At 70.9% G+C, this 19,013-nt stretch carries 19 protein-coding genes; 12 read left to right on the top strand and 7 right to left on the bottom strand.

The annotated features are described in order from the left end of the window. The first annotated feature begins 72 nt into the window (after nt 1-72). A complete protein-coding gene (locus tag AOK01_RS23080; RefSeq protein WP_055514721.1) occupies nt 73-483 on the top strand; it encodes a MarR family winged helix-turn-helix transcriptional regulator in 411 nt (136 codons plus the stop codon). A 144-nt stretch (nt 484-627) separates the two neighbouring features. On the opposite strand, the gene AOK01_RS23075 is transcribed toward AOK01_RS23080, so the two are convergent. Both AOK01_RS23075 and AOK01_RS23070 read right to left on the bottom strand, forming a co-directional pair. Next, nucleotides 628-1,518: an NAD(P)-dependent oxidoreductase gene (locus AOK01_RS23075; protein WP_055514719.1), complete on the bottom strand. Its 891-nt coding sequence runs from the start codon at nt 1,516-1,518 to the stop codon at nt 628-630. A gap of 177 nt (nt 1,519-1,695) precedes the next feature. Continuing rightward, on the bottom strand, nt 1,696-2,697 hold the full coding sequence (locus AOK01_RS23070) for an NADPH:quinone reductase (protein ID WP_055514717.1): 1,002 nt from the start codon (nt 2,695-2,697) through the stop codon (nt 1,696-1,698). A 140-nt stretch (nt 2,698-2,837) separates the two neighbouring features. Between AOK01_RS23070 and AOK01_RS23065 the strand changes: the two genes are divergently transcribed. From AOK01_RS23065 to AOK01_RS23045, 5 genes are all read left to right on the top strand, one after another. Further along, nucleotides 2,838-3,203 carry an alpha/beta fold hydrolase gene (locus AOK01_RS23065; protein ID WP_245702374.1) on the top strand — a complete coding sequence of 122 codons (366 nt, stop codon included), beginning with the start codon at nt 2,838-2,840 and terminating at the stop codon, nt 3,201-3,203. Further along, a complete protein-coding gene (locus AOK01_RS23060; RefSeq protein ID WP_055514715.1) occupies nt 3,200-4,390 on the top strand; it encodes a CaiB/BaiF CoA transferase family protein in 1,191 nt (396 codons plus the stop codon). Before AOK01_RS23065 ends, AOK01_RS23060 begins: the two co-directional genes overlap by 4 nt. A gap of 47 nt (nt 4,391-4,437) precedes the next feature. Further along, nucleotides 4,438-5,265 (top strand): HTD2 family dehydratase, encoded by an 828-nt coding sequence (locus AOK01_RS23055; protein ID WP_055514713.1) that lies wholly within the window; start codon nt 4,438-4,440, stop codon nt 5,263-5,265. 107 nt (nt 5,266-5,372) lie between these two features. Beyond that, nucleotides 5,373-6,245, top strand: a complete 873-nt coding sequence (locus AOK01_RS23050) for an HpcH/HpaI aldolase/citrate lyase family protein (protein ID WP_245702373.1) — start codon at nt 5,373-5,375, stop codon at nt 6,243-6,245. Between the two features lie 35 nt (nt 6,246-6,280). Then, entirely contained in the window at nt 6,281-7,471 is a 1,191-nt protein-coding gene (locus AOK01_RS23045) for an acyl-CoA dehydrogenase family protein (protein WP_055514711.1), read from the top strand. Nucleotides 7,472-7,555: 84 nt separating this feature from the next. Here the strand turns inward: AOK01_RS23045 and AOK01_RS23040 are convergent, their stop codons facing one another. The 4 genes from AOK01_RS23040 to AOK01_RS23025 all read right to left on the bottom strand — a co-directional run bounded on the left by AOK01_RS23040 (nt 7,556) and on the right by AOK01_RS23025 (nt 11,996). Then, nucleotides 7,556-8,728, bottom strand: a complete 1,173-nt coding sequence (locus AOK01_RS23040; RefSeq protein ID WP_055514709.1) for an MFS transporter — start codon at nt 8,726-8,728, stop codon at nt 7,556-7,558. A 235-nt stretch (nt 8,729-8,963) separates the two neighbouring features. Next, complete coding sequence (locus tag AOK01_RS23035; RefSeq protein WP_055514708.1) at nt 8,964-10,475, bottom strand: tripartite tricarboxylate transporter permease; 1,512 nt, start codon at nt 10,473-10,475, stop codon at nt 8,964-8,966. 1 nt (nt 10,476) lies between these two features. Next, complete coding sequence (locus AOK01_RS23030) at nt 10,477-11,016, bottom strand: tripartite tricarboxylate transporter TctB family protein (protein ID WP_055514706.1); 540 nt, start codon at nt 11,014-11,016, stop codon at nt 10,477-10,479. After that, nucleotides 11,013-11,996 carry a Bug family tripartite tricarboxylate transporter substrate binding protein gene (locus AOK01_RS23025; protein WP_055514784.1) on the bottom strand — a complete coding sequence of 328 codons (984 nt, stop codon included), beginning with the start codon at nt 11,994-11,996 and terminating at the stop codon, nt 11,013-11,015. The genes AOK01_RS23030 and AOK01_RS23025 overlap by 4 nt, the downstream gene beginning before the upstream one ends. Before the next feature lie 424 nt (nt 11,997-12,420). Between AOK01_RS23025 and AOK01_RS23020 the strand changes: the two genes are divergently transcribed. Together AOK01_RS23020 and AOK01_RS23015 are read left to right on the top strand one after the other, a co-directional pair. After that, nucleotides 12,421-14,157, top strand: a complete 1,737-nt coding sequence (locus AOK01_RS23020) for a sensor histidine kinase (RefSeq protein WP_055514781.1) — start codon at nt 12,421-12,423, stop codon at nt 14,155-14,157. 68 nt (nt 14,158-14,225) lie between these two features. Then, entirely contained in the window at nt 14,226-14,972 is a 747-nt protein-coding gene (locus AOK01_RS23015; RefSeq protein WP_055514779.1) for a response regulator, read from the top strand. A gap of 18 nt (nt 14,973-14,990) precedes the next feature. On the opposite strand, the gene AOK01_RS23010 is transcribed toward AOK01_RS23015, so the two are convergent. Beyond that, the gene (locus tag AOK01_RS23010; protein ID WP_055514777.1) at nt 14,991-16,157 is read right to left on the bottom strand and encodes a methyltransferase; all 1,167 of its coding nucleotides are present in this window, start codon (nt 16,155-16,157) and stop codon (nt 14,991-14,993) included. A 119-nt stretch (nt 16,158-16,276) separates the two neighbouring features. Here AOK01_RS23010 and AOK01_RS23005 point away from each other — a divergent pair, with 119 nt between their 5' ends. From AOK01_RS23005 to AOK01_RS44450, 4 genes are all read left to right on the top strand, one after another. Continuing rightward, on the top strand, nt 16,277-16,996 hold the full coding sequence (locus AOK01_RS23005) for an alpha-ketoglutarate-dependent dioxygenase AlkB family protein (protein ID WP_055514704.1): 720 nt from the start codon (nt 16,277-16,279) through the stop codon (nt 16,994-16,996). A gap of 24 nt (nt 16,997-17,020) precedes the next feature. Then, the gene (locus AOK01_RS23000; protein WP_079103677.1) at nt 17,021-18,262 is read left to right on the top strand and encodes an ROK family protein; all 1,242 of its coding nucleotides are present in this window, start codon (nt 17,021-17,023) and stop codon (nt 18,260-18,262) included. Between the two features lie 211 nt (nt 18,263-18,473). Then, entirely contained in the window at nt 18,474-18,791 is a 318-nt protein-coding gene (locus AOK01_RS22995; RefSeq protein WP_055514702.1) for an SHOCT domain-containing protein, read from the top strand. Further along, nucleotides 18,788-19,013: hypothetical protein (locus AOK01_RS44450; RefSeq protein WP_055514700.1), on the top strand; the 226-nt coding region annotated here is incomplete at its 3' end. The genes AOK01_RS22995 and AOK01_RS44450, both read left to right, overlap by 4 nt.

Genomic DNA, 19,013 nt, shown 5'->3' with positions numbered 1-19,013 from the left:
GCTGTGCGCCCGGCGCGGCAAGGAAGCCTGCCGGCACACAGCGCCGGTGCCGGGCGGTAGTAGGGTGCCGCCATGGCGGCTGCGGAGAAGGCCGAGCAGGGGCTCGTGGACCGGTGGCGCGACATCCTCGCGGTGCACGCGCGCACACTGTGCGAACTTGATCGTGCCCTGCATCAACACGGCCTGGGGGCCAGTGACTTCGAGGTCCTCGACGTACTGGCCACGGCGGTGTCCGCGGACGGCGGCGTCGCCTGTCGCGTCCAGGAGATCGCCGGGCGGGTGCATCTGAGCCAGAGTGCGCTGTCGCGGGTGATCGGCCGTCTGGAGAAGGACGGCCTCGTGGAGCGCTGCATGTGCGCGGAGGACCGGCGCGGGGTACGCGTGTCTCTCACCGAGAAGGGCCGCGCCCTGCATGGTGAGGTGCGGCCACTGCAACGGGCGGTCCTGGAACGGATGTTGGCGCAAGCGCCGCGGCGGAGCTGACCGGCACCGCCCGCCGGCCCCACCGGACCGACGGGCAGTGGCCACGAGCCAGTCGCCGACGGATCAGTGGCCGACGAGTCAGGGGCCGGCGAGTCAGCGGCCGACGAGTAAGGGGCCGGCGCTCGGGCCCGGCTCGGTGGCGGCTCAGCCCTCGGAGTCCTCGTCGAAGCTCGCGAAGTAGGCGGCGGCCATGTCCTCGTCGGCGTGGCCCTGCGCGGCGGCGCGGGCGAAGCGTTCGGCGCTCGCTGCCGCGACGTCGAGGCGCACCCCGTGCTGCTCGCCGGCCTCGACGATCAGGCGGGCGTCCTTGGCGGCGGTGGACACGGCGAAGGCGGCCGGCGACAACCGGTCCTCCAGGATGAGGGAGCTCTTGGCGTGCAGATACCCCATGTCGAGCGGACCACCTGCGATGGCGTCGAAGAAACTCCGCGGATCGACACCGAGTGCCTTGGCGAGGGCGAGGGTCTCGCCGGTCGCGGTGGTGGCGGCGATGACCCAGCTGTTGGCCACGAGCTTGAGACGGGTCGCACTGGCCGCTGCCCCGTCCTCGCCGGTCCACACCGTACGGGCGCCGACCGCGTCGAAGACCGGCGCCACGGTGTCCCGGCCGTCGCTCGGACCGGCGGCGAGGACGAGCAACTGCCCTGCCTCGGCGGGCTGCCGGGTGCCGAGTACGGGCGCGTCGTAGAAGAGCAGGCCCTTCTCGCGGGCGAAACCGGCCAGCTCACCGACGGCGGCGATGCCCGCGGTCGTCGACTGCACCCACGGAGTGCCGGCGCGCAGGGCGGGGGAGGCCTGTCGCATCACGTCCAGCGCGACGGGACCGTCGTACAGCATGGTCAGGACGACATCGGCGCCCTCGACCGCCTCGGCGGGCGTACGGGCGATGTGCGCACCGTCGGCGGCGAGCGGTTCGGCCTTGTCGTGGCTGCGGTTCCAGGCCCTGACGCCGTGTCCGGCACGGGCGAGGTTACGGGCCATCGCGGCGCCCATGATCCCGGTGCCCAGGACACTGACAGTGAGCTTGTCGGTCATGACATCAACTTCCTGATCCGTTCGGTGCGGTGGATACCACTGTGCCGTGCGCGACGGCCCGACGGCGGCACGGGGCCGGGTGAGTTCCGGGTGTCGCGTCGACCGCTGACCGCTGACCGCTGACCGTTGATCGCTCGGGCCAGGAAGAGTGTGCTGGGCGACGGGGTCGCCGGGTCGTCACAGAGACAGCACGACGTTGCCGTTCGGCCTGCTTTCCGCGAGCTCGTGGGCCTGGGCTATCCGGTCCAGAGGGAAGGACGCCGCGATCGTCGGTCGCAATGTTCTGTTTTTGAGGTTCGTGGTGATCGCTTCGACGGCTGCGGTGCGCAGCGACGCCGGCATGGTGAAGACCTGGATCGTCCGTATCGACACGCCCTTGTACTGCAGGGCGTAATAGGGCAGTGGGGGCTCCGGGGCCGACGTCGAGGAGTAACTCGCGATCACGCCGTAGGGCTGGATCATTTCGGCGTCCGCCCGGATGTTGGCTGCGAAATCGACTTCGATGACGCGATCGACTCCGGTCGGCGCCACGGCCCGGACCGCTGCCACCACGTCGCGTTCGCGATAGTTGACGACATGGTGTGCACCGGCGTCTCGCGCACGCTGAGCCTTGCCGTCCGAACTGACCGTCGCTATCACGGTCGCTCCGGCCTGAGCCGCGAACTGAACCGCCAGTTCGCCGACAGCGCCCGCACCGCCCTGCACCAGGACCGTCCTGCCCTTCACCGGCCCCTCCGCGAAGACCGCCGCGTAGGCGGTGAAGGCCGGTACGCCGAGGCACGCGCCGGTCGCGAAACTCGTGCCGTCCGGCAGGGCGCTCACGCAGGTCACAGGAAGGGCCACGAATTCCGCCGCCGTGCCCCACTCCCGCGGTTGCGGGGCGGCGTAACCGTTGCGGTTGACCGCATTCCACATCCAGACCGATCGGCCCACCCACGACGGATCCACCCCGTCACCGACCTCCACGACCACTCCGGAGCCATCGCTGTGCGGCACCGTCCTGACGCGCGATTCCGAGGGCACCTGGGCGGCCCCGCGACGCTTGTAGTCCGATGGGTTGATGCCGGACGCCTTGACCTGGACGAGGACCTCGCCCTCATGGGGTGTCGGTGTGGGCAGATGGCCTGTTTGAAGTACGTCCCGGGCCGGCCCAGAGGTGTCGTACCACGCTGCATACATCAGGAAGGGCTCCTTCGACCGAGACGCGTCGGCGTTGACGGTCCATGTGGTCTGTGACTACGCTCATGCTACAGCACGACACGATGTATCACGATGTGGCACGAAGGTTCCGAATGGCAGCAGCGTCAAGAAGCAGAACCGTGGCCGACCTTGAGGTTCACCGTTCGGGTGACACGACGATCCGGTACTCGGCCAGTGGTCCAGTGGGGGGACCGGTCCTGGTTCTCGTCCACGGCTGGGCCTGTGGCCGTACCGACTTCGACGCGGTGACCAGCCATCTGCCGCGGACCCACCGGGTGCTCGCGATCGACCTCGCCGAGCATGGCGAGTCACGATCCACCCGAGAGGTCTGGACGATGGAGGAGTTCGCCCGAGACGTGGTGGCGGTGCTGGAGGCAGAGTCGGTGGACTCGTGCGTCGTGGCCGGGCACTCGCTCGGCGCCGCGGTCGCCGTCGAGGTGGGTCGGCTGCTCCCGGACACCCATCGCCTGGAGGCACACGCATGACCGAACCTCTGCCGCTCTCCGGCATCACCGTCGTCAGCGTCGAGCAGGCCGTGGCCGCCCCCTTCGCCACGCGCCAGCTGGCCGACCTCGGTGCGCGCGTCATCAAGGTCGAACGCCCCGGGGGCGGCGACTTCGCCCGCAGGTACGACACCACCGTGCACGGGGAGTCCAGCTACTTCGTCTGGCTCAACCGTTCCAAGGAATCCGTGACACTCGACCTGAAGACGCCCGCGGGCCGAAAGGTCCTGGAAGACCTGCTCCCCACGGCCGACGTGTTCGTACAGAACCTGGCGCCGGGCGCGGCCACGCGTCTGGGCCTCGGTGCCGAGGCCCTGGCGGCCCGCTTCCCTACCCTGATCTCCTGTTCCGTCACCGGCTACGGGTCCACCGGACCGTGGGCCGACCGCAAGGCGTACGACCTGCTGGTGCAGTGCCAGACGGGCCTGGTCTCCCTCACCGGCAACGAGTACGGCAGTGCCCGCGTCGGGGTGTCCGTCGCCGACATCGCCGCCGGCATGTACGCCTACTCCGGGATCCTCACGGCCCTCTACACCCGGGCCACCACCGGTGTCGCCCGAGCCGTCGAGGTGTCGCTGTTCGAAGCGCTGGCCGAGTGGGTCAGCCAGCCCGCCCACTACACACGGCACGGCGGCACCCAGCCACCGCGCATCGGTACCCAGCACGCCACGATCGCCCCGTACGGTGCCTATACGGCGTCCGACGGCAGGGATGTCCTGCTCACGGTGCAGAACGAACGCGAATGGGCCTCCCTGTGCGATCAGTTCCTCCGGCGTCCCGACCTCGTCGAGGACCGGCGCTTCGCCACCACCGCCGACCGCGTGGCCCATCGCCGGGAGCTGAACGAGATCATCACCGCCCGCTTCGGTGAACTCGACAGCCAACAGGCGCGGGAACACCTGGACCGGGCCGGCATAGCCAACGCGGAGGTCTACGACGTCCAGGAATTCCTGGCCCACCCCGTGCTCAGGGCCCGCGGCCGTTGGCAGGACGTCCTCCTGCCCAGTGGGAAGGGGGTGCCCAGTCTGCTGCCGCCGGTCGGCCTGGCCGGCACCGTCCCGCGCATGGACGCGGTCCCGGCAGCGGGTCAGCACACCCTCGGCGTCCTGGCCGAACTCGGATACGGCGCCGACGACATCGACACCCTGCGGGCCGAGCACGCCATCTGAACCAACCGGCGGATGCCGGACCGATCCGGTCGCAAGGAGGAACTTCCGTGGAAGAGATCGCTGAGCGGAGCGAACTACTGCTTCCCGGCCCCGCGCACGCACTGGGCGGGCTGTTGGACGTACCGGTCCCGGATCTGGACAACGGCGAGGCGCTGCCCCTGCTGTGGCACTGGCTCTACCTCCTGGAGCGCCCCGCACAGAACGATCTCGGTTCGGACGGTCACCCGGCCCGGGGCACCGTCCCCGCCCCGCCAGGACCAGGACGCCGCCGGATGTGGGCGGGTGGCCGGGTCGAAAGCCGTGGGCCACTGCGCTGCGGTCAGGTCGCCACCAGGCGCACGAAGGTGCTGTCCGTCCGGGAGAAGCGCGGCAGGTCGGGTGCCCTCACCTTCGTCGTCGTGAGTCACCAGGTGATCCAGAACGGACGCGTCGTCATCGACGAGGAGCAGGACATCGTCTATCGCGAGGCCGTCGCGGCGTCGTCCGTCCGTACGGATCCGACGCCCGCGGCGGACGCGCGCGTGCCGGCCGCGGACCACGAGTGGGAGATCGCTGTGTCCCCCACCCTCCTGTTCCGGTTCTCGGCTCTCACCTACAACGGCCACCGCATCCACTACGACCGTGACTACGCGCGTGACGTCGAGGGATACCCGGGGCTTGTGACCCACGGCCCCTTGCAGGCCCTGGCCATGGCGGAGGCGGCCCGGGGACGGTCCGAAGGCCGGGACCAGCGTTTCGAATACCGGCTGCTGTCACCTCTCTTCGACCACCAGGGAATGGTGGTCGAGGCGGTGAGGGGACCGGAGGGAACCACGACCGCGGTGCGCGATGTCCACGGGCGGCAAACGGCCGCAGGCCGTCTGCACAGTCCCTGACCGACGGCCGGTCCTGTGCGGCGCAGCCTCGGCACTGTCTCTCGGCGCGCCTCGTCAGCTCGTCAGCTCGTCAGCTCGTCAACTCGTCAACGCAAAGGGATCAGCCCGTGGACACACACGCGTCCCCGCTCGCGGCGATCGTCGCAACCGCGCGGACCTTCCTCTTCGTACCGGGTCACCGGCCGGACCGGTTCGACAAGGCGGCGGCCGGCACGGCCGACGTCGTGATCGTCGATCTGGAGGACTCGGTCGCACCGGACCTCAAACGGCAGGCGCGCGACCATGCCGCGGCATGGCTGGGCCAGGGCCGGCGACATCGGGCGATGGTCCGTATCAACGGCGTGGGCACACCCTGGTACGAGGACGACCTGGCCGTGGTCGCGGGCCTGACCGATGTCGTGATGGTGCCCAAGGCGCAGGCGCCGGAGGACCTCGTCGCCCTGTCCCGGCGGCTGCCCGGGAACAGCGGCATCGTGCCGCTGATCGAAACCGCGGGCGGCATCCTGCGGGCACCGGACGTCTGCGCCGTCGCGTCGGTCATCAGGCCCGCCTTCGGCAGCGTCGACCTGGCCACGCAGCTCGGGGTCGACCACCGGTCGTACGACGCCCTGCACCACGCCCGTTCAGCGCTGGTCCTCGCTGCCGCGGCGGCAGGATGCGCGGCACCGGTCGACGGAGTGACGACCTCGGTCGAGGACGAGGCGCTGCTGTCGGCCGACGTGGAGCACGCAGCCGCCCTCGGGTACACGGGCAAGTTGTGCATCCACCCCCGGCAGGTCGATGTCGCCGACCGGGGCTTCACGCCATCGGAACGGGAGGTGTCCTGGGCGCACGGCGTCATCGCCGCGGCGGCGGGCGGCTCCGTGGCGGTTCACGAGGGACAGATGATCGACCGGCCGGTGGTACTGCGGGCGCGGGCTGTCCTCGCCCGGGCCTGCGGCAGCCGTCCTGCTCATCAGACCGACACCGGACCGGCTTGAGAGCAGCACGAGAGCGACACGAGGAGCTTCCCATCATGAGCACGCTGGACATCCTGTCCGCCGACGAGCAGTTCATCGTCAGCACCGTGCACGACTTCGTCGACAAGGACGTCAAACCGGTCGTCCAGGAGTTGGAGCACGCCAACGCCTACCCCGAAGCGCTGATCGAGCAGATGAAGCAGCTCGGCATCTACGGCCTCGCCATCCCCGAGGAGTACGGCGGGACTCCCGTTTCCATGCCGTGCTACGTCCTGATCACCGAGGAACTCGCCCGCGGCTGGATGAGTCTGGCCGGCGCCATGGGCGGCCACACCGTCGTCGCGAAACTGCTGCTGCACTTCGGCACCGAGGAACAAAAACAGCGCTACCTGCCGAGGATGGCCACCGGCGAGATCAGGGCGACGATGGCGCTGACCGAACCCGGCGGCGGCTCCGACCTCCAGGCCATGCGGACTGTGGCGCGCAGGGAGGAGGGAGGGGACGGGGAAGGGGAAGGGGACGGCTACGTGGTGAACGGATCGAAGACGTGGATCACGAACTCCCGCCGCTCACAGCTGATCGCCCTGATGTGCAAGACGGATCCCGACGCCGTCCCGGCGCACAAGGGGATCTCCGTCCTCCTCGTCGAACACGGACCGGGGCTGACCGTCTCACGTGATCTGCCCAAGCTGGGATACAAGGGCGTGGAAAGCTGCGAGCTGTCCTTCGACGGCTACCGGGCATCGGCCGACGCGGTACTCGGCGGAGTCGAAGGGGAGGGATTCGCGCAGATGATGAAAGGGCTGGAGACCGGACGCCTCCAGGTCGCCGCCCGTGCGCTGGGTGTCGCCCGGGCAGCCCTGGAAGACTCCCTCGCGTACGCCCAGGAGCGGGAATCGTTCGGCAAACCCATCTGGAAGCACCAGTCCGTCGGCAACTACCTCGCCGACATGGCCACGTCCTTGATGGCCGCGCGTCAGCTCACCCTGTACGCCGCACGAGAGGCCCAGGAAGGCCGCCGCGTCGACATGGAGGCAGGTATGGCAAAGCTGTTCGCCTCCGAGACCGCCATGCAGATCACCCTCAACGCCGTCCGTGTCCACGGTGGTTACGGCTACTCCACCGAATTCGACGTGGAGCGCTACTTCCGTGACGCCCCGCTGATGATCGTCGGCGAAGGCACCAATGAGATCCAGCGCAACGTCATCGCGGGCCAACTGGTCGAGCGAGGAGGACTCGGCACGTGAGGATCGTTGCCGCCGTGCAGTACGTGGTGCCCGACGCCCCCGGTAACCGGCAACCGGCAACCGGCAGGCGTACGCGCACGGGACTCAGCGTTCTGCCGCACGGCGTGTGACGAATCCGATGACGGCTGCCGTGGCGGCCAGCGCCGCGACGCTGGTGAGGGCGGCGGGAAGGGAGAACCAGTCCGCCATGAACCCGATGGCGGGTGGCCCCAGGAGCATGCCGCCGTAGCCGAGGGTGGAGGCGATCGCGACTCCGTCGGGGCCGGCCAGTGTGCCGGCGCGCTCGACCGCCGTGGGGAAGAGGTTGGCGAGGCCGAGCCCGGTGATCACGAAGCCGAGGAGCGCTGCCCACAGGGAGGGGGCGAGGGCGCCGATGAGCATGCCGATCGCGGCGGTCGTGCCGCCGGCCACCAGGGTGCGTGTCTGGCCCAGGCGTTCGAGCAGCCGGGTGCCGGTCAGGCGGCCGATGGTCATGGCGAGCGCGAAGCAGGAGTAACCGACCGCCGCGGTGCCCGGTGAGGCGGCCAGGTCGTGTTCCAGGTGCAGGGCGCTCCAGTCGGCCATGGCCCCTTCGCCGTATGCCGTGCACAGGGCGATGAGACCGAAGGTGATCACGAGCGGGCGGGTACGGGGTCCGAGGCGGCGCGGCGCCGACTCGGACCGCGGTGCGTTCTCCGGTGGTGCCGGGGGCCGGATACGCAGCAGGGCCCGGCCCGCGAGGACGGTGACGAGCAGCCCGATCGCGGTGAGGCCGAGCAGGTGCTGGGTGGGGGACAGGACACCGGCGACCAGCGCGCCCAGTCCGGCACCGGTCATGCCGCCGAGGCTGAAAGCGGCGTGGAAGCTGGACATGATGGGGCGGCGCATCGCCTTCACCAGGTCGACGGCGGCGCTGTTGAACGCGACGTTTATCCCCCCGTACGCGCTGCCGAAGATCAGCAGAACGGCGCCCAGCGCGAGTGCCGAGTGGGTGAGCGGTGGCAGAGCGATGCTGAGCGAGAGCAGGGCGGCGCAGGCGACGGTGACGGGGTGGCTGCCGTAGCGCCGGCAGAGGCGGCCGGTGAGGATCATGGTGATGACGGCGCCCGCGGAGACGCCGAGGAGGGCGAGCCCCAGTGCGGTGGTGGAGGCGTTGGTCTGCTCTTTGATCGCGGGAATGCGGACGACCCATCCCGCGAAGACGAAGCCGTCCAGGGCGAAGAAGACGGTGAGGACGACGCGGAGCCGGGTGAGGTCGCTGCTGTGGTCACCCGGCACGCCGTTGTGCTTTCGGGTTTTGTTTATTAGCGGCACAAAAGCAGGCTAGGTCGGTGTGCGGGAGTGGGCAAGGAAGTTGTCCGACCGTGGGCCGCAGACGCCGCAGACGCCGCAGACGCCGCAGACGCGGCAGACGCCGCAGACGCGGCAGCGCATCGGCTGCCGTGAGAGCACCGGCCGCCGTCAGTGCACGGCCCGCCGCAGCGCCCGGTGACCGCCGTACCCGCCGTACCCGTCAGGCCTTGGCGCGCCCGCGGGTTCCCCGGGTCACACGCGTCACGAGCTTCCCCAGCAGCGGCCAGATCAGCAGCAGAGCCGTCACCGTGTACACCGTCACCGAGAAGGGCGTGTCGACCAGTCCCGAGACGCTGCCGTCGCTGATCTGCAGGGCGCGGCGGAGCTGTTGCTCGGCGTTGGGGCCGAGGATGACGCCGATGACGGCGGGCAGCACCGGCAGCCCGTAGCGCCGCATGCCGAAGCCGATCAGGCCGATGATCAGCAGGATCACCAGGTCGATGACCTCGCCGCCGACCGCGTACGCGCCGACCGCCGCGAAGAACAGGATGCCCGCGTACAGGTACGGACGGGGGATGCGCAGCAGCTTCGCCCACACCGGTGCCAGCGGCAGGTTGAGGGCCAGCAGCAGCACCATGCCGACGAAGAGGGAGGCGATCAGGCCCCACACCAGGTCGGGCTCGCGCTCGAAGAGGAGCGGGCCCGGCTGGATGCCGTACTGCTGGAAGGCCGCCAGCATGACGGCCGCGACCGCCGTCGTCGGCAGACCCAGGGTCAGCATGGACACCAGCGTGCCCGCCGCGGAGGCCGACGCCGCCGACTCCGGCCCCGCCACGCCCTCGATGGCGCCCCTGCCCCAGTCGTCCTTGTGCTTCGACAGGCGCTTCTCCGTGGCGTACGACAGGAAGGTGGGGATCTCGGCGCCACCGGCGGGGATCGCGCCGAACGGGAAGCCGATGAGCGGGCCGCGCAGCCACGACTTCCAGGTCCGCTTCAGATCGTCACGGCCCAGCCAGGGGCGGCCCACCGGGATCGGTTCTCCCGGCAGGCGCCGCAGGTGCGCCGCCACCCACAGGGCCTCGCCGATCGCGAACAGACCGACCGCCACGATCACCACGTCGATGCCGTCGGCGAGTTGCAGGGACCCGAAGGTGAGCCGCTGCTGGCCGGTCATCTGGTCCAGGCCGACGAGGCCGAGGGTCAGGCCGATGAGCAGGGACGCGAGCCCTCTGATCCGTGACGAGCCCAGCACCGACGTCACCGCGATGAACGCCAGCACCATGATCGCGAAGTAGTCCGGCGCGCCGATGTCCACCGCGAGGTCGGCGACCGTCGGAGCGAGCGCGACCAGCAGGACCGTACCGATCAGGCCGCCCGCGAAGTGGCCGATGGCGGCAGCCGCGAGCGCCTGTGCGCCGCGCCCCGCCTTGGCCATGGGATTGCCCTCCATGGCCGCGACCACGGCAGCGCTCTCGCCGGGCGTGTTCAGCAGGATCGAGGTGGTCGAACCGCCGAACATCGCGCCGTAGTAGATCCCCGCGAACATGATGAACGCGCCGATCGGCTCAAGCCCGTACGTCACCGGGAGCAGCAGCGCCACCGCCATCGCGGGCCCGATGCCGGGCAGTACGCCGATCGCGGTACCCAGCAGCACGCCGAGGGCGGCCCACAGCAGATTGACGGGTGTCAGAGCCGTACCGAAGCCGTCCATCAGGGAGTTGAAGGCGTTCATGTCACAGCACTCCCATCAGCGGGCCGCCCGGCAGTGGCACCCCGAGCAGGTTGTTGAACACGGCGTACGTGACGAGGGACAGGACGGCCGCGATGAGCGGATCACGGTCGAAGCGGCGGCTGCCCAGGGTGAAGGCGGCTCCCCAGAAGAGGAGCGCGCCCGCGATGGGGAAGCCGAGTGGTTCGATGAGGACGGCCGCGCCGAGGAACACCCCGGCGAGCAGTGACACCGTGCGCCAGTCGGCCGGTTCGGAGAGGTCGATGTCCTCGCCGCCCTCCGCCTCGCCACGACCGCCGCGCAGCACGTCGACGGCGAGCAGCGCGGCGATCACCAGGAGCCCGATACCGACCACGACCGGCACGGTCTTCGGCCCGACGGGCCCGCGCTGGGTGATCTCGACGTCCATGGTGAGCGCGTCGGTCAGCACCAGCACGCCGAGCGCCAGCAGCATGACGCAGACGCCGAGTTCGGAGTGCTCCCGCAGCCATGAGCGCCGCGGGTCCCCGGGCGTCGGGGGGACGTCGGTGGTCCGCGTCGTCACAGTCCCAGCTCCTTCAGCACCGAAATCACGCGCTTGTCCTGGGCGGCCAGGAAGTCACCGAACTTCCCGCCGGTCAGGAAGGCGTCGTCCCAGCCGTTCTGCTCCAGGGACTTCTGCCACTGGGGGGAGTCGTGCAGCTCCTCGACGAGGCGTACGAGCTTGTCGCGTTCGGCGTCGGACAGGCCCGGCGGCGCGACGATGCCGCGCCAGTTCGTGAAGTCCACGTCGTAGCCGGACTCCTTGAGGGTGGGCGCGTCCAGTTCGTCGACCCGCTCGGGCCCGGTGACGGCGAGCACGCGCAGCTCGCCCGCCTTGATCTGGTCGAGGTACTCGCCGACGCCCGACACCCCGAACGCGACCTTGTCGCCGAGGATCGAGGCGAGCAGTTCGCCACCGCCGTCGAAGGGGATGTAGTTGACGTCCTTCGGGGCTATCCCCGCGGCCCGCGCCATCAGCATGGGGGCGAGATGGTCGGGCCCGCCGGGCGAGGAACCGCCGCCCACCGGCAGCTTGCCCGGGTTCGCCTTCCAGGCGTCCACGAGCTGGTCGACCGACGTGTACGGGGACTCCTTGCCGACCACCACGACGTCCTGCTCCTCGGTGAGCCGGGCGATGGGGGTGGTGTCGGCGAGGGTCTTGGGGGAGTCGTTCGAGTGCACCGCGCCCACCACGCCGAGGCCCATCGACATGGCGAGCTTGCCGTTGCCGTGCTCGCTCACCAGCCGGCTCAGCCCGACGGTGCCGCCCGCGCCGGGCAGGTTGAACACCTCGATGTTGTGGGTGAGTTCGGCGTCCTCGGCGTTCTTCGCGGCCGTCCGGGCCGTGATGTCGTAGCCGCCGCCGGGCGTGTTGGGGACCATGAAGCGCAGGCCCGGGATCTGCGTGCCGGTCTCGGAGCCGCTGCCGGTCGTGAGCAGCGGAGGCCCCACGAGCAGGAGCACGGCGGCCCCGAGCAGGGCGAGGGGAGCGCTCAGACGCACGGATTCCACCACCTGTTGTCGGTACGCCGGTCACGTCTGGTCGATGACGTCTGGTCGAGCACGTCGATCGCCACGATCACGGTGATGCGTTGGACGCGTTGGACGCGTGCGTTGAAGTCGAAGACGTCGATGAGGCGGGGGGAGGGGCGTCCCCGTACGGAATACGGGGGAGTACGGGGACGCCCTGGGGAGGGTGACGTGGGCCACATGTTGCCCGTACGTCCGGTGTCTGTCTCGCTTGCGGAACCAACGGAGGTTGTGGTCTTTGTGTCAGCCGGACCCTTTTCCCCGTCGCGGGCGGGGGCCATGATGGTGCGGTCCGGCAGCTGAGCCGTGCCGTGTCATGCCGTGCCATGCCGTGTCAGCGCGAGAGATTGAGTCCGTCGTGGTCGCCGCCCTCCGTCGCCAGACCCTCGCGGGCGAGATGCTGGTGCTGCAGCTCGCCATCGTCGTGGTGGTGCTGCTGGCCGTCGCCGCGGTCTCCCTCGCGCAGTCGGAGGCGACCTTCAACCGCGTCGAGGGCCGCCGGGTCATCGCGCTCGCCGAGCAGCTCGCCGCGAACCCCCTGACGCGCAGCCAACTCGTGCGGCCCGCGCCGCAGCAGGCCCTCGCCCCGCTGGTGAACTCCACCCAGACACAGTCCGGGGTCACCTCCGTGACGGTGGCCGACGCCGACGACCGGATCGTCAGTTCCACCAACCCCACGGTGATCGGTGCTCAGTTGCCCCTCAGTGAGGGCGCCGCACAGGGCCGGGGCTGGTCCGGCTCACTCACGCTGGACGGCAGCCGCGAACTCGTGGCCCAGGTGCCGGTGCTCGGCGCCACGCAGGAGAACCTCGGCCGGCGCCTGGGCACGGTGATGATCGGCGAGGCGGACCCGACGGTGTGGCAGCGGCTGAGCGGGGCCTCCTCGTATCTGCTCGCCTACCTGGGCATCGCCAGCGGGCTCGGCCTGGTCGGCTCCTGGCTGCTGGCCCGGCGCGTCAAGCGGCAGACTCTCGGCCTGGAACCCCGCGAGATCGCCGGCCTCGCCGAGCACCGCGAGGCGATGCTGTACGGGATCGCCGAGGGCGTGATCGCCCTGGACCCGCAGCATCGGCTCACCCTGGCCAACGACATGGGCCGCCGCCTGCTCGACCTCCCCGAGGACTGCGTGGGCCGCAGCCTCGCCGAACTCGGCATCGAGGGACGGCTGCGGGACGTCCTGGCGGGGGCTGCCGGGGCCCGGGACGGGGACGGGGACCGGATCAGGGACGGTGATGGGGATGGGGATGGTGCGGCCGGTGAAGGTGACGAGTTCCAGCCGGGCCGGCACGGTGAGCCCGGCGAACGTGACGAGGTCGTCGTCCGTCGCGGCCGGGTGCTGGTGATGAACCGGATGACCGTCGTCAAGGACGGCCGCCCGCTGGGCTCGGTCACCACCCTGCGGGACCGCACCGAACTGGCCCGGCTGGAACGGGAGATCGGATCCTTCCGCAGCTCCTCCGAGCTGCTGCGCGCGCAGGCCCATGAGTTCGCCAACCAGCTGCACACCATCTCGGGGCTGATCCAGATCGGCGAACAGGACGAAGTCGTGCGCTACATACGGGCGTTGAACCAGCGCCGCCAGTCGCTGGACATCACCCTCAGCCGGCGTGTCCGTGACACCGCCGTCGCCGCCCTGCTCATGGCCAAGTCCTCGCTGGCCGCCGAGCGGAAGGTCAGCCTGCGCATCTCGCACGGCACCGCCCTCGACCGGCTCACCCCGGAGGACGCCGCCGACGTCGCGACGGTGGTCGGCAACCTCGTCGACAACGCCGTGGACGCCGCGTCCGCCGCGTCCGTCGCGTCCGCCGCCCGTGCACCCGACGGCCACGCCGACTCGAACGAGGCCTGGGTGGAGGTCGAACTGCGGCAGGACGCCACCAGCGTGGAGATCGTCGTCCGCGACTCCGGTCCCGGCGTCGCACCCGAACTCGCCCGCGAGGTCTTCTCGCACGGCTTCACCACCAAGGCCGCCCAGGAGGGCGAGCGCGGGATCGGACTGGCGCTCACCCGGCTCGTCTGCGAGCGTCACGGTGGAGAGATCTCGGTGACCAACACCCCCGACGGGGCCATGTTCACCGCACGCATGACCGTGAGCCACCTCGCCGACGCGGTGGCGGAAGGAGCGACACGATGAACGGGGCGCCCGGCGCGGCAGGTACGGCAGGTACGGCCGCGACGACCGGCACGACGAGTACGGCCGACATGACGAGTACGGCAGGTGCGACCGGCACGATCGACGTGCTCGTGGTCGACGACGACTTCATGGTGGCCCGGGTCCACCACGCCTTCGTCGACCGCGTCCGGCCGTTCCGGGTCGTCGGCGTGGCCAGCACCGGCGAGCAGGCCGTCCGCGCCGTGGACGAACTGCACCCCGATCTCGTCCTGCTGGACCTGTATCTGCCGGACCTCTTCGGTCTTGACGTCATTCCCCGGCTGCGTACCGCCGGTCACGACTGTGACGTCATGGTCATCAGCGCCGCGCGGGAGGCAGAGACGGTGCGTGGCGCCGTCCGCCACGGCGTCGTCGACTACCTGCTCAAACCGTTCGAGTTCGAGGACCTGCGCTCCCGGCTGGAGCGTTACGCCGTCCAGCGTGGCCGTCTGCTCGCCACCGTCGTGCACGGCCAGGCCGACGTCGACCGGGTGCTCGCAGGAGCCGCCGTGCCCACATCGGCCGCCGTCACGCTGCCCAAGGGCATGAGCGTGGAGACGGCCGCGCTGATCGAACGTACGCTCAGGAGCGCGGAGAACACCCTGTCCGCGGCCGAGTGCGCGACCCTGGCCGGTATCTCCCGCGTCAGCGCCCGCCGCTACCTGGAGCACTTCCACGGCACCGGCAGCGCCGACGTGACCCTGCGCTACGGAGCGGCCGGGCGGCCCGAGCGCCGCTACCGTTTCCGCGGACCCGCGAAGGCACAACGGCGACCCGGGGACGAGGCCCGCGGCTAGGACAGTCCTGGCGCCGGCTCAGGGCCGCGTGACGTCCCCGGACTGTTTGACGGCCTTCAGGACCACGAACTTCGTGTCGCTCGCGACCAGTTCGCTGTTGCCGAAGAGGCGCCGCAGCTTCACGTGGTAGCCGAGATGACGGTTACCGACCACCCACAGCTCGCCACCCGGCCGCAGCGCGCGGCGCGCCCCGGTGAACATCCGCCACGCCGTGGCGTCGGTCGTCGCCTGGTGCGAGTGGAAGGGCGGGTTGGTCAGGACCAGATCGACGCTCGCCTCCGGGACACCGTTCAGGCCGTCGTCGACGCGGAACTCCGCCTTGCCGTGATCCGCCGTGTCGTCGGTGTTCGCCCGGTACGTCGCCTCCGCCGAGGCCACCGCCTGGTACGACTCGTCCACGAACAGCACCTCGGTCTGCGGGTGCGCCAGCGCCACCGCGGTACCGACCACGCCGTTTCCGCAGCCCAGGTCCACCACGCGTCCCGCATCGTGCCCGTACGGCAGATGCTGGAGGAAGAACCTGGTGCCGATGTCCAGGCGCTCGGCGCAGAAGACACCCGCCTCGTTGACGACGGTACGGCCCGAGACGGGACCGATGCCGTCGGGCAGGGTGTAGCTGTGCGGCCAGGGGTTGGCCGATCTCACGAGCCCAGGGTTCGGCGTGCAGAAGACGAGCCGGGCCTTCTTCTCGGCCAGCGACGTGCGGGTCGGTCCCAGGATGCGCTCGAACAGCTTGAGCGTCGAGGTGTGGATCTCCTTGACCATGCCGGTGCCGACGACGACCGTCCCCTCGTGCACGGAGGGCGCCAGCCGCAGCAGTTGGTCCTCCAGGAGCGCGAGGCTCTTGGGCACGCGCACCAGCAGCACGTCGACGCGCTCGGGCGCCGCGTCCCGGGTGGTGAGCAGACGTACGGATTCCTCGCCGGAGCCGTTGCGCGCCAGATTGGCCCGGGTCGCCTCCCGGGTGAGGAACGAGTCGGTGATCTGCACCGGCCGGTGCGCCGCGAGGGCCGTGCTGAGGGCGCCCCAGCGGTCACCGACCACGACGACCGTGCCGTCGAGCGCCTGGCCGCTGTCCGCGAGATGCTTCAGCAGGTACTCGTCGGAGGCATCCCACGCACGGAGCTGGTCACGGGAGTCCTCGGGGAAGCGCGCCAGCATCAGCTCGGCCGAGGGGGTCGTCATACGGTCGGTCATTGGGTCCAGGCTAACTGAGGCGCAGATCAGGGACTCCCGGCGGTCACCTGCGCACATTGGCGCGAGGCACGTGCATGCCCTGTATGCCGCGCGCGAGGATGGCAGCCATGGACGCGGAACTGTTTCCCAGGAACCGGACGGAGATCGCGCCGGGCGCCGTACACCTGCCGGACTGGCTGACGCCCGAGCGGCAGCACGGACTCGTGGAGGCCTGCCGCGACTGGGCCCGCCCGCCCGCGGGGCTGCGCACGGTCCGGACACCAGGCGGCGGCACGATGACCTCCCGGCAGGTCTGCCTCGGCCGGCACTGGTACCCGTACGGGTACGCGTCCACGGTCGTCGACGGGGACGGGGCACCCGTGAAGAAGTTCCCCGCCTGGCTGGGCGAACTGGGCCGACGAGCGGTGCGGGACGCCTTCGTGAACGACGCCCCGAGGGGAGAGGGCCCGGCGGCAGGCGCCGAGGCACCCCCTTACGCCACCGCACTGACCTACGACATCGCACTGATCAATTTTTACGACGCCGACGCCCGTATGGGTATGCACCGCGACAGCGACGAGAAGTCCGACGCCCCCGTGGTGTCGCTGAGCCTCGGTGACACCTGCGTCTTCCGGTTCGGGAACACCGAGTCGAGAGGGCGCCCCTACACGGACGTCGAGCTGCGCAGCGGCGACCTGTTCGTGTTCGGCGGCGCCTCCCGGCTCGCTCACCACGGTGTGCCGCGCGTCCACGCGGGCACGGCCCCGCCCGACTTGGGACTGACCGGCCGTCTGAACATCACCCTGCGCGTGAGCGGCTTCCCGACCGCCGACCCGGTCACCGGGTGACCGGATCATGGGAGACTCGCCCTCATGAGCGGCAATACGGCCCCCGGAGCGGTGGGAGAAGGAAGCACCAGAACGCGGCTGGACCGAGGGCGGGGTGCGCTCGGGCCCGCGTTGGAGCTCGTGCACACCGGACGCGCGCCGACCCGGGCCGTGCTCACCGCGGAGCTGGGCGTCACCCGCGCGACGGCGGGCGCGGTCGCCGCGGAGCTGGAGGCGCTCGGCCTGATCCGCGTCGACGCCCGTCCCGGCGCCGCCGCCGGCTCGCAGGGCCGCCCCTCGCACCGCCTCGAACTCGCCGAGGACGGTCCCGTCGCGCTGGCCGCCCAGGTGCACTCCGACGGCTTCCGCGCCGCTCTGGTCGGCCTCGGGGGGCGCATCGTGGCGACCGCTCCCGGCTGCGAGACCGTGGACGCCGACCCGGCGAAGGTGCTCGGCTCGGTCGTGGAGGCGGGCGCCGAACTGCTCCGCAAGACCGGACGCCGCTGTGTGGGCGCCGGAGTCGCCGTCCCGTCGGCCGTCGCCGAACCCGAGGGCACCGCGCTCAACCCCCTCCACCTGGCCTGGCCGGCCGGCGCGCCCGTGCGGAAGATCTTCGCGGAGTGCGTCCGCGCGGCAGGCATCACCGGGCCGGCGTTCGCCGCCAACGACGTCAACCTCGCCGCGCTCGCCGAACACCGGCACGGCGCGGGACGGGGCGCCCGCGACCTGCTGTGCGTGGCGACCGGGCACCGGGGTGTCGGCGGTGCGCTGGTACTCGACGGGCGTCTGCACACGGGCAGTTCGGGCCTCGCGCTCGAAGTGGGTCACCTCACGGTCAACCCGGAAGGCCGCCCCTGCCACTGCGGCGGCCGGGGCTGCCTGGACGTCGAGGCGGACCCGCTGGCGTTCCTGACGGCGGCCGGCCGCGACCCCGGCCCCGAGGTGTCACTGCTCCAGCAGGCCAACGAGCTGATCCGCGACCAGTACACCGACCCGACCGTACGCACCGCCGTCGGGGCGCTGATCGACCGGCTGGGCCTGGGCCTGGCGGGGCTCGTCAACATCCTCAACCCGGACCGCATCATCCTCGGCGGCCTGCACCGCACCCTCCTCGACACCGACCCGCAGAGGCTGCGGGCCGTCGTCGCCGACCGCAGTCTGTGGGGACAGAGCGGCGGGGTCCCGATCCTGGCCTGCACGCTGGACCACAACAGCCTGGTGGGCGCGGCCGAGTTGGCGTGGCAGCCGGTGCTGGACGACCCGATCGCGGCCCTCGCACAGACCTGATCCCGGTCCACGCCTCCGGCCCAGGCCCTGGCGGCCCGCGCCCCGGCCGGGGATCCGGGCCTCGGCCCGCGCCCCGGCGCGAGGAGCAGCCGAAGTCCCCGCTCGTACTCCCGTGGAGGTACGCGCACTGCCGCTGGCCGTACGACGACCCGGACCCCCTCCCGGCAAAAGCATCGAAGCATCACCGGAACACCCGAGGAGATGACTTCAGATGCAGACCCTGGCGTACGGGGACGGCGGGCCCGGCCCGTGGATCGTCCTTTTCCCGCTGATCTGGGCAGCCGTCGTGATCGGTGTCGTGACCGTCCTGCGCCGCACGGGGTGGCGTGGCCGCCATGGCCACTGGCACGGCCCGGAGCGGATCCGCCCGTCCGGCGACTCGCCGATCGCGATGCTCGGCCGGCGCTTCGCCGCCGGTGAGATCGACGAGGACGAGTACTGGCGCCGCCTCTCCGTCCTGGACGAGCAGTTCGGAGGCCCGGGCGTGGACGAGCGCTTCGGACGTACGGGCAAGAGCGGCGCGGCGTGAACACGGCGACTGCCAAGGCCCGCCCCCCCCACACACAGACCACCCGAACCGCGGCGCGCGTCACCGACGCAGTTGCCGTCACCGATGCCGTCACCGCCCGGTCAGCCGGCGACGGCCGACCGGGCGGGAGCGTGTCCGCCCTGGAGCACGCCGGCGGCGTGCTCCACCTCCGCGAAACCGCAGGCGGGCGCATCATCGGCTACCGCGGCGTACGGCGGGCAG

Source organism: Streptomyces aurantiacus, assembly GCF_001418335.1.
Lineage (GTDB): Bacteria > Actinomycetota > Actinomycetes > Streptomycetales > Streptomycetaceae > Streptomyces > Streptomyces aurantiacus.
This window is presented reverse-complemented; position numbering and strand designations above follow the sequence as displayed.

Bases quoted from the DNA above. Each gene is read 5' to 3' on its own strand.
- AOK01_RS23080 (WP_055514721.1), top strand. From the start codon at position 73: ATGGCGGCTGCGGAGAAGGCCGAGCAGGGGCTCGTGGACCGGTGGCGC.
- AOK01_RS23075 (WP_055514719.1), bottom strand. From the start codon at position 1,518: ATGACCGACAAGCTCACTGTCAGTGTCCTGGGCACCGGGATCATGGGC.
- AOK01_RS23070 (WP_055514717.1), bottom strand. From the start codon at position 2,697: ATGTATGCAGCGTGGTACGACACCTCTGGGCCGGCCCGGGACGTACTT.
- AOK01_RS23060 (WP_055514715.1), top strand. From the start codon at position 3,200: ATGACCGAACCTCTGCCGCTCTCCGGCATCACCGTCGTCAGCGTCGAG.
- AOK01_RS23045 (WP_055514711.1), top strand. From the start codon at position 6,281: ATGAGCACGCTGGACATCCTGTCCGCCGACGAGCAGTTCATCGTCAGC.
- AOK01_RS23035 (WP_055514708.1), bottom strand. From the start codon at position 10,475: ATGAACGCCTTCAACTCCCTGATGGACGGCTTCGGTACGGCTCTGACA.
- AOK01_RS23020 (WP_055514781.1), top strand. From the start codon at position 12,421: ATGCTGGTGCTGCAGCTCGCCATCGTCGTGGTGGTGCTGCTGGCCGTC.
- AOK01_RS23015 (WP_055514779.1), top strand. From the start codon at position 14,226: ATGACGAGTACGGCAGGTGCGACCGGCACGATCGACGTGCTCGTGGTC.
- AOK01_RS23010 (WP_055514777.1), bottom strand. From the start codon at position 16,157: ATGACGACCCCCTCGGCCGAGCTGATGCTGGCGCGCTTCCCCGAGGAC.
- AOK01_RS23005 (WP_055514704.1), top strand. From the start codon at position 16,277: ATGGACGCGGAACTGTTTCCCAGGAACCGGACGGAGATCGCGCCGGGC.
- AOK01_RS23000 (WP_079103677.1), top strand. From the start codon at position 17,021: ATGAGCGGCAATACGGCCCCCGGAGCGGTGGGAGAAGGAAGCACCAGA.
- AOK01_RS22995 (WP_055514702.1), top strand. From the start codon at position 18,474: ATGCAGACCCTGGCGTACGGGGACGGCGGGCCCGGCCCGTGGATCGTC.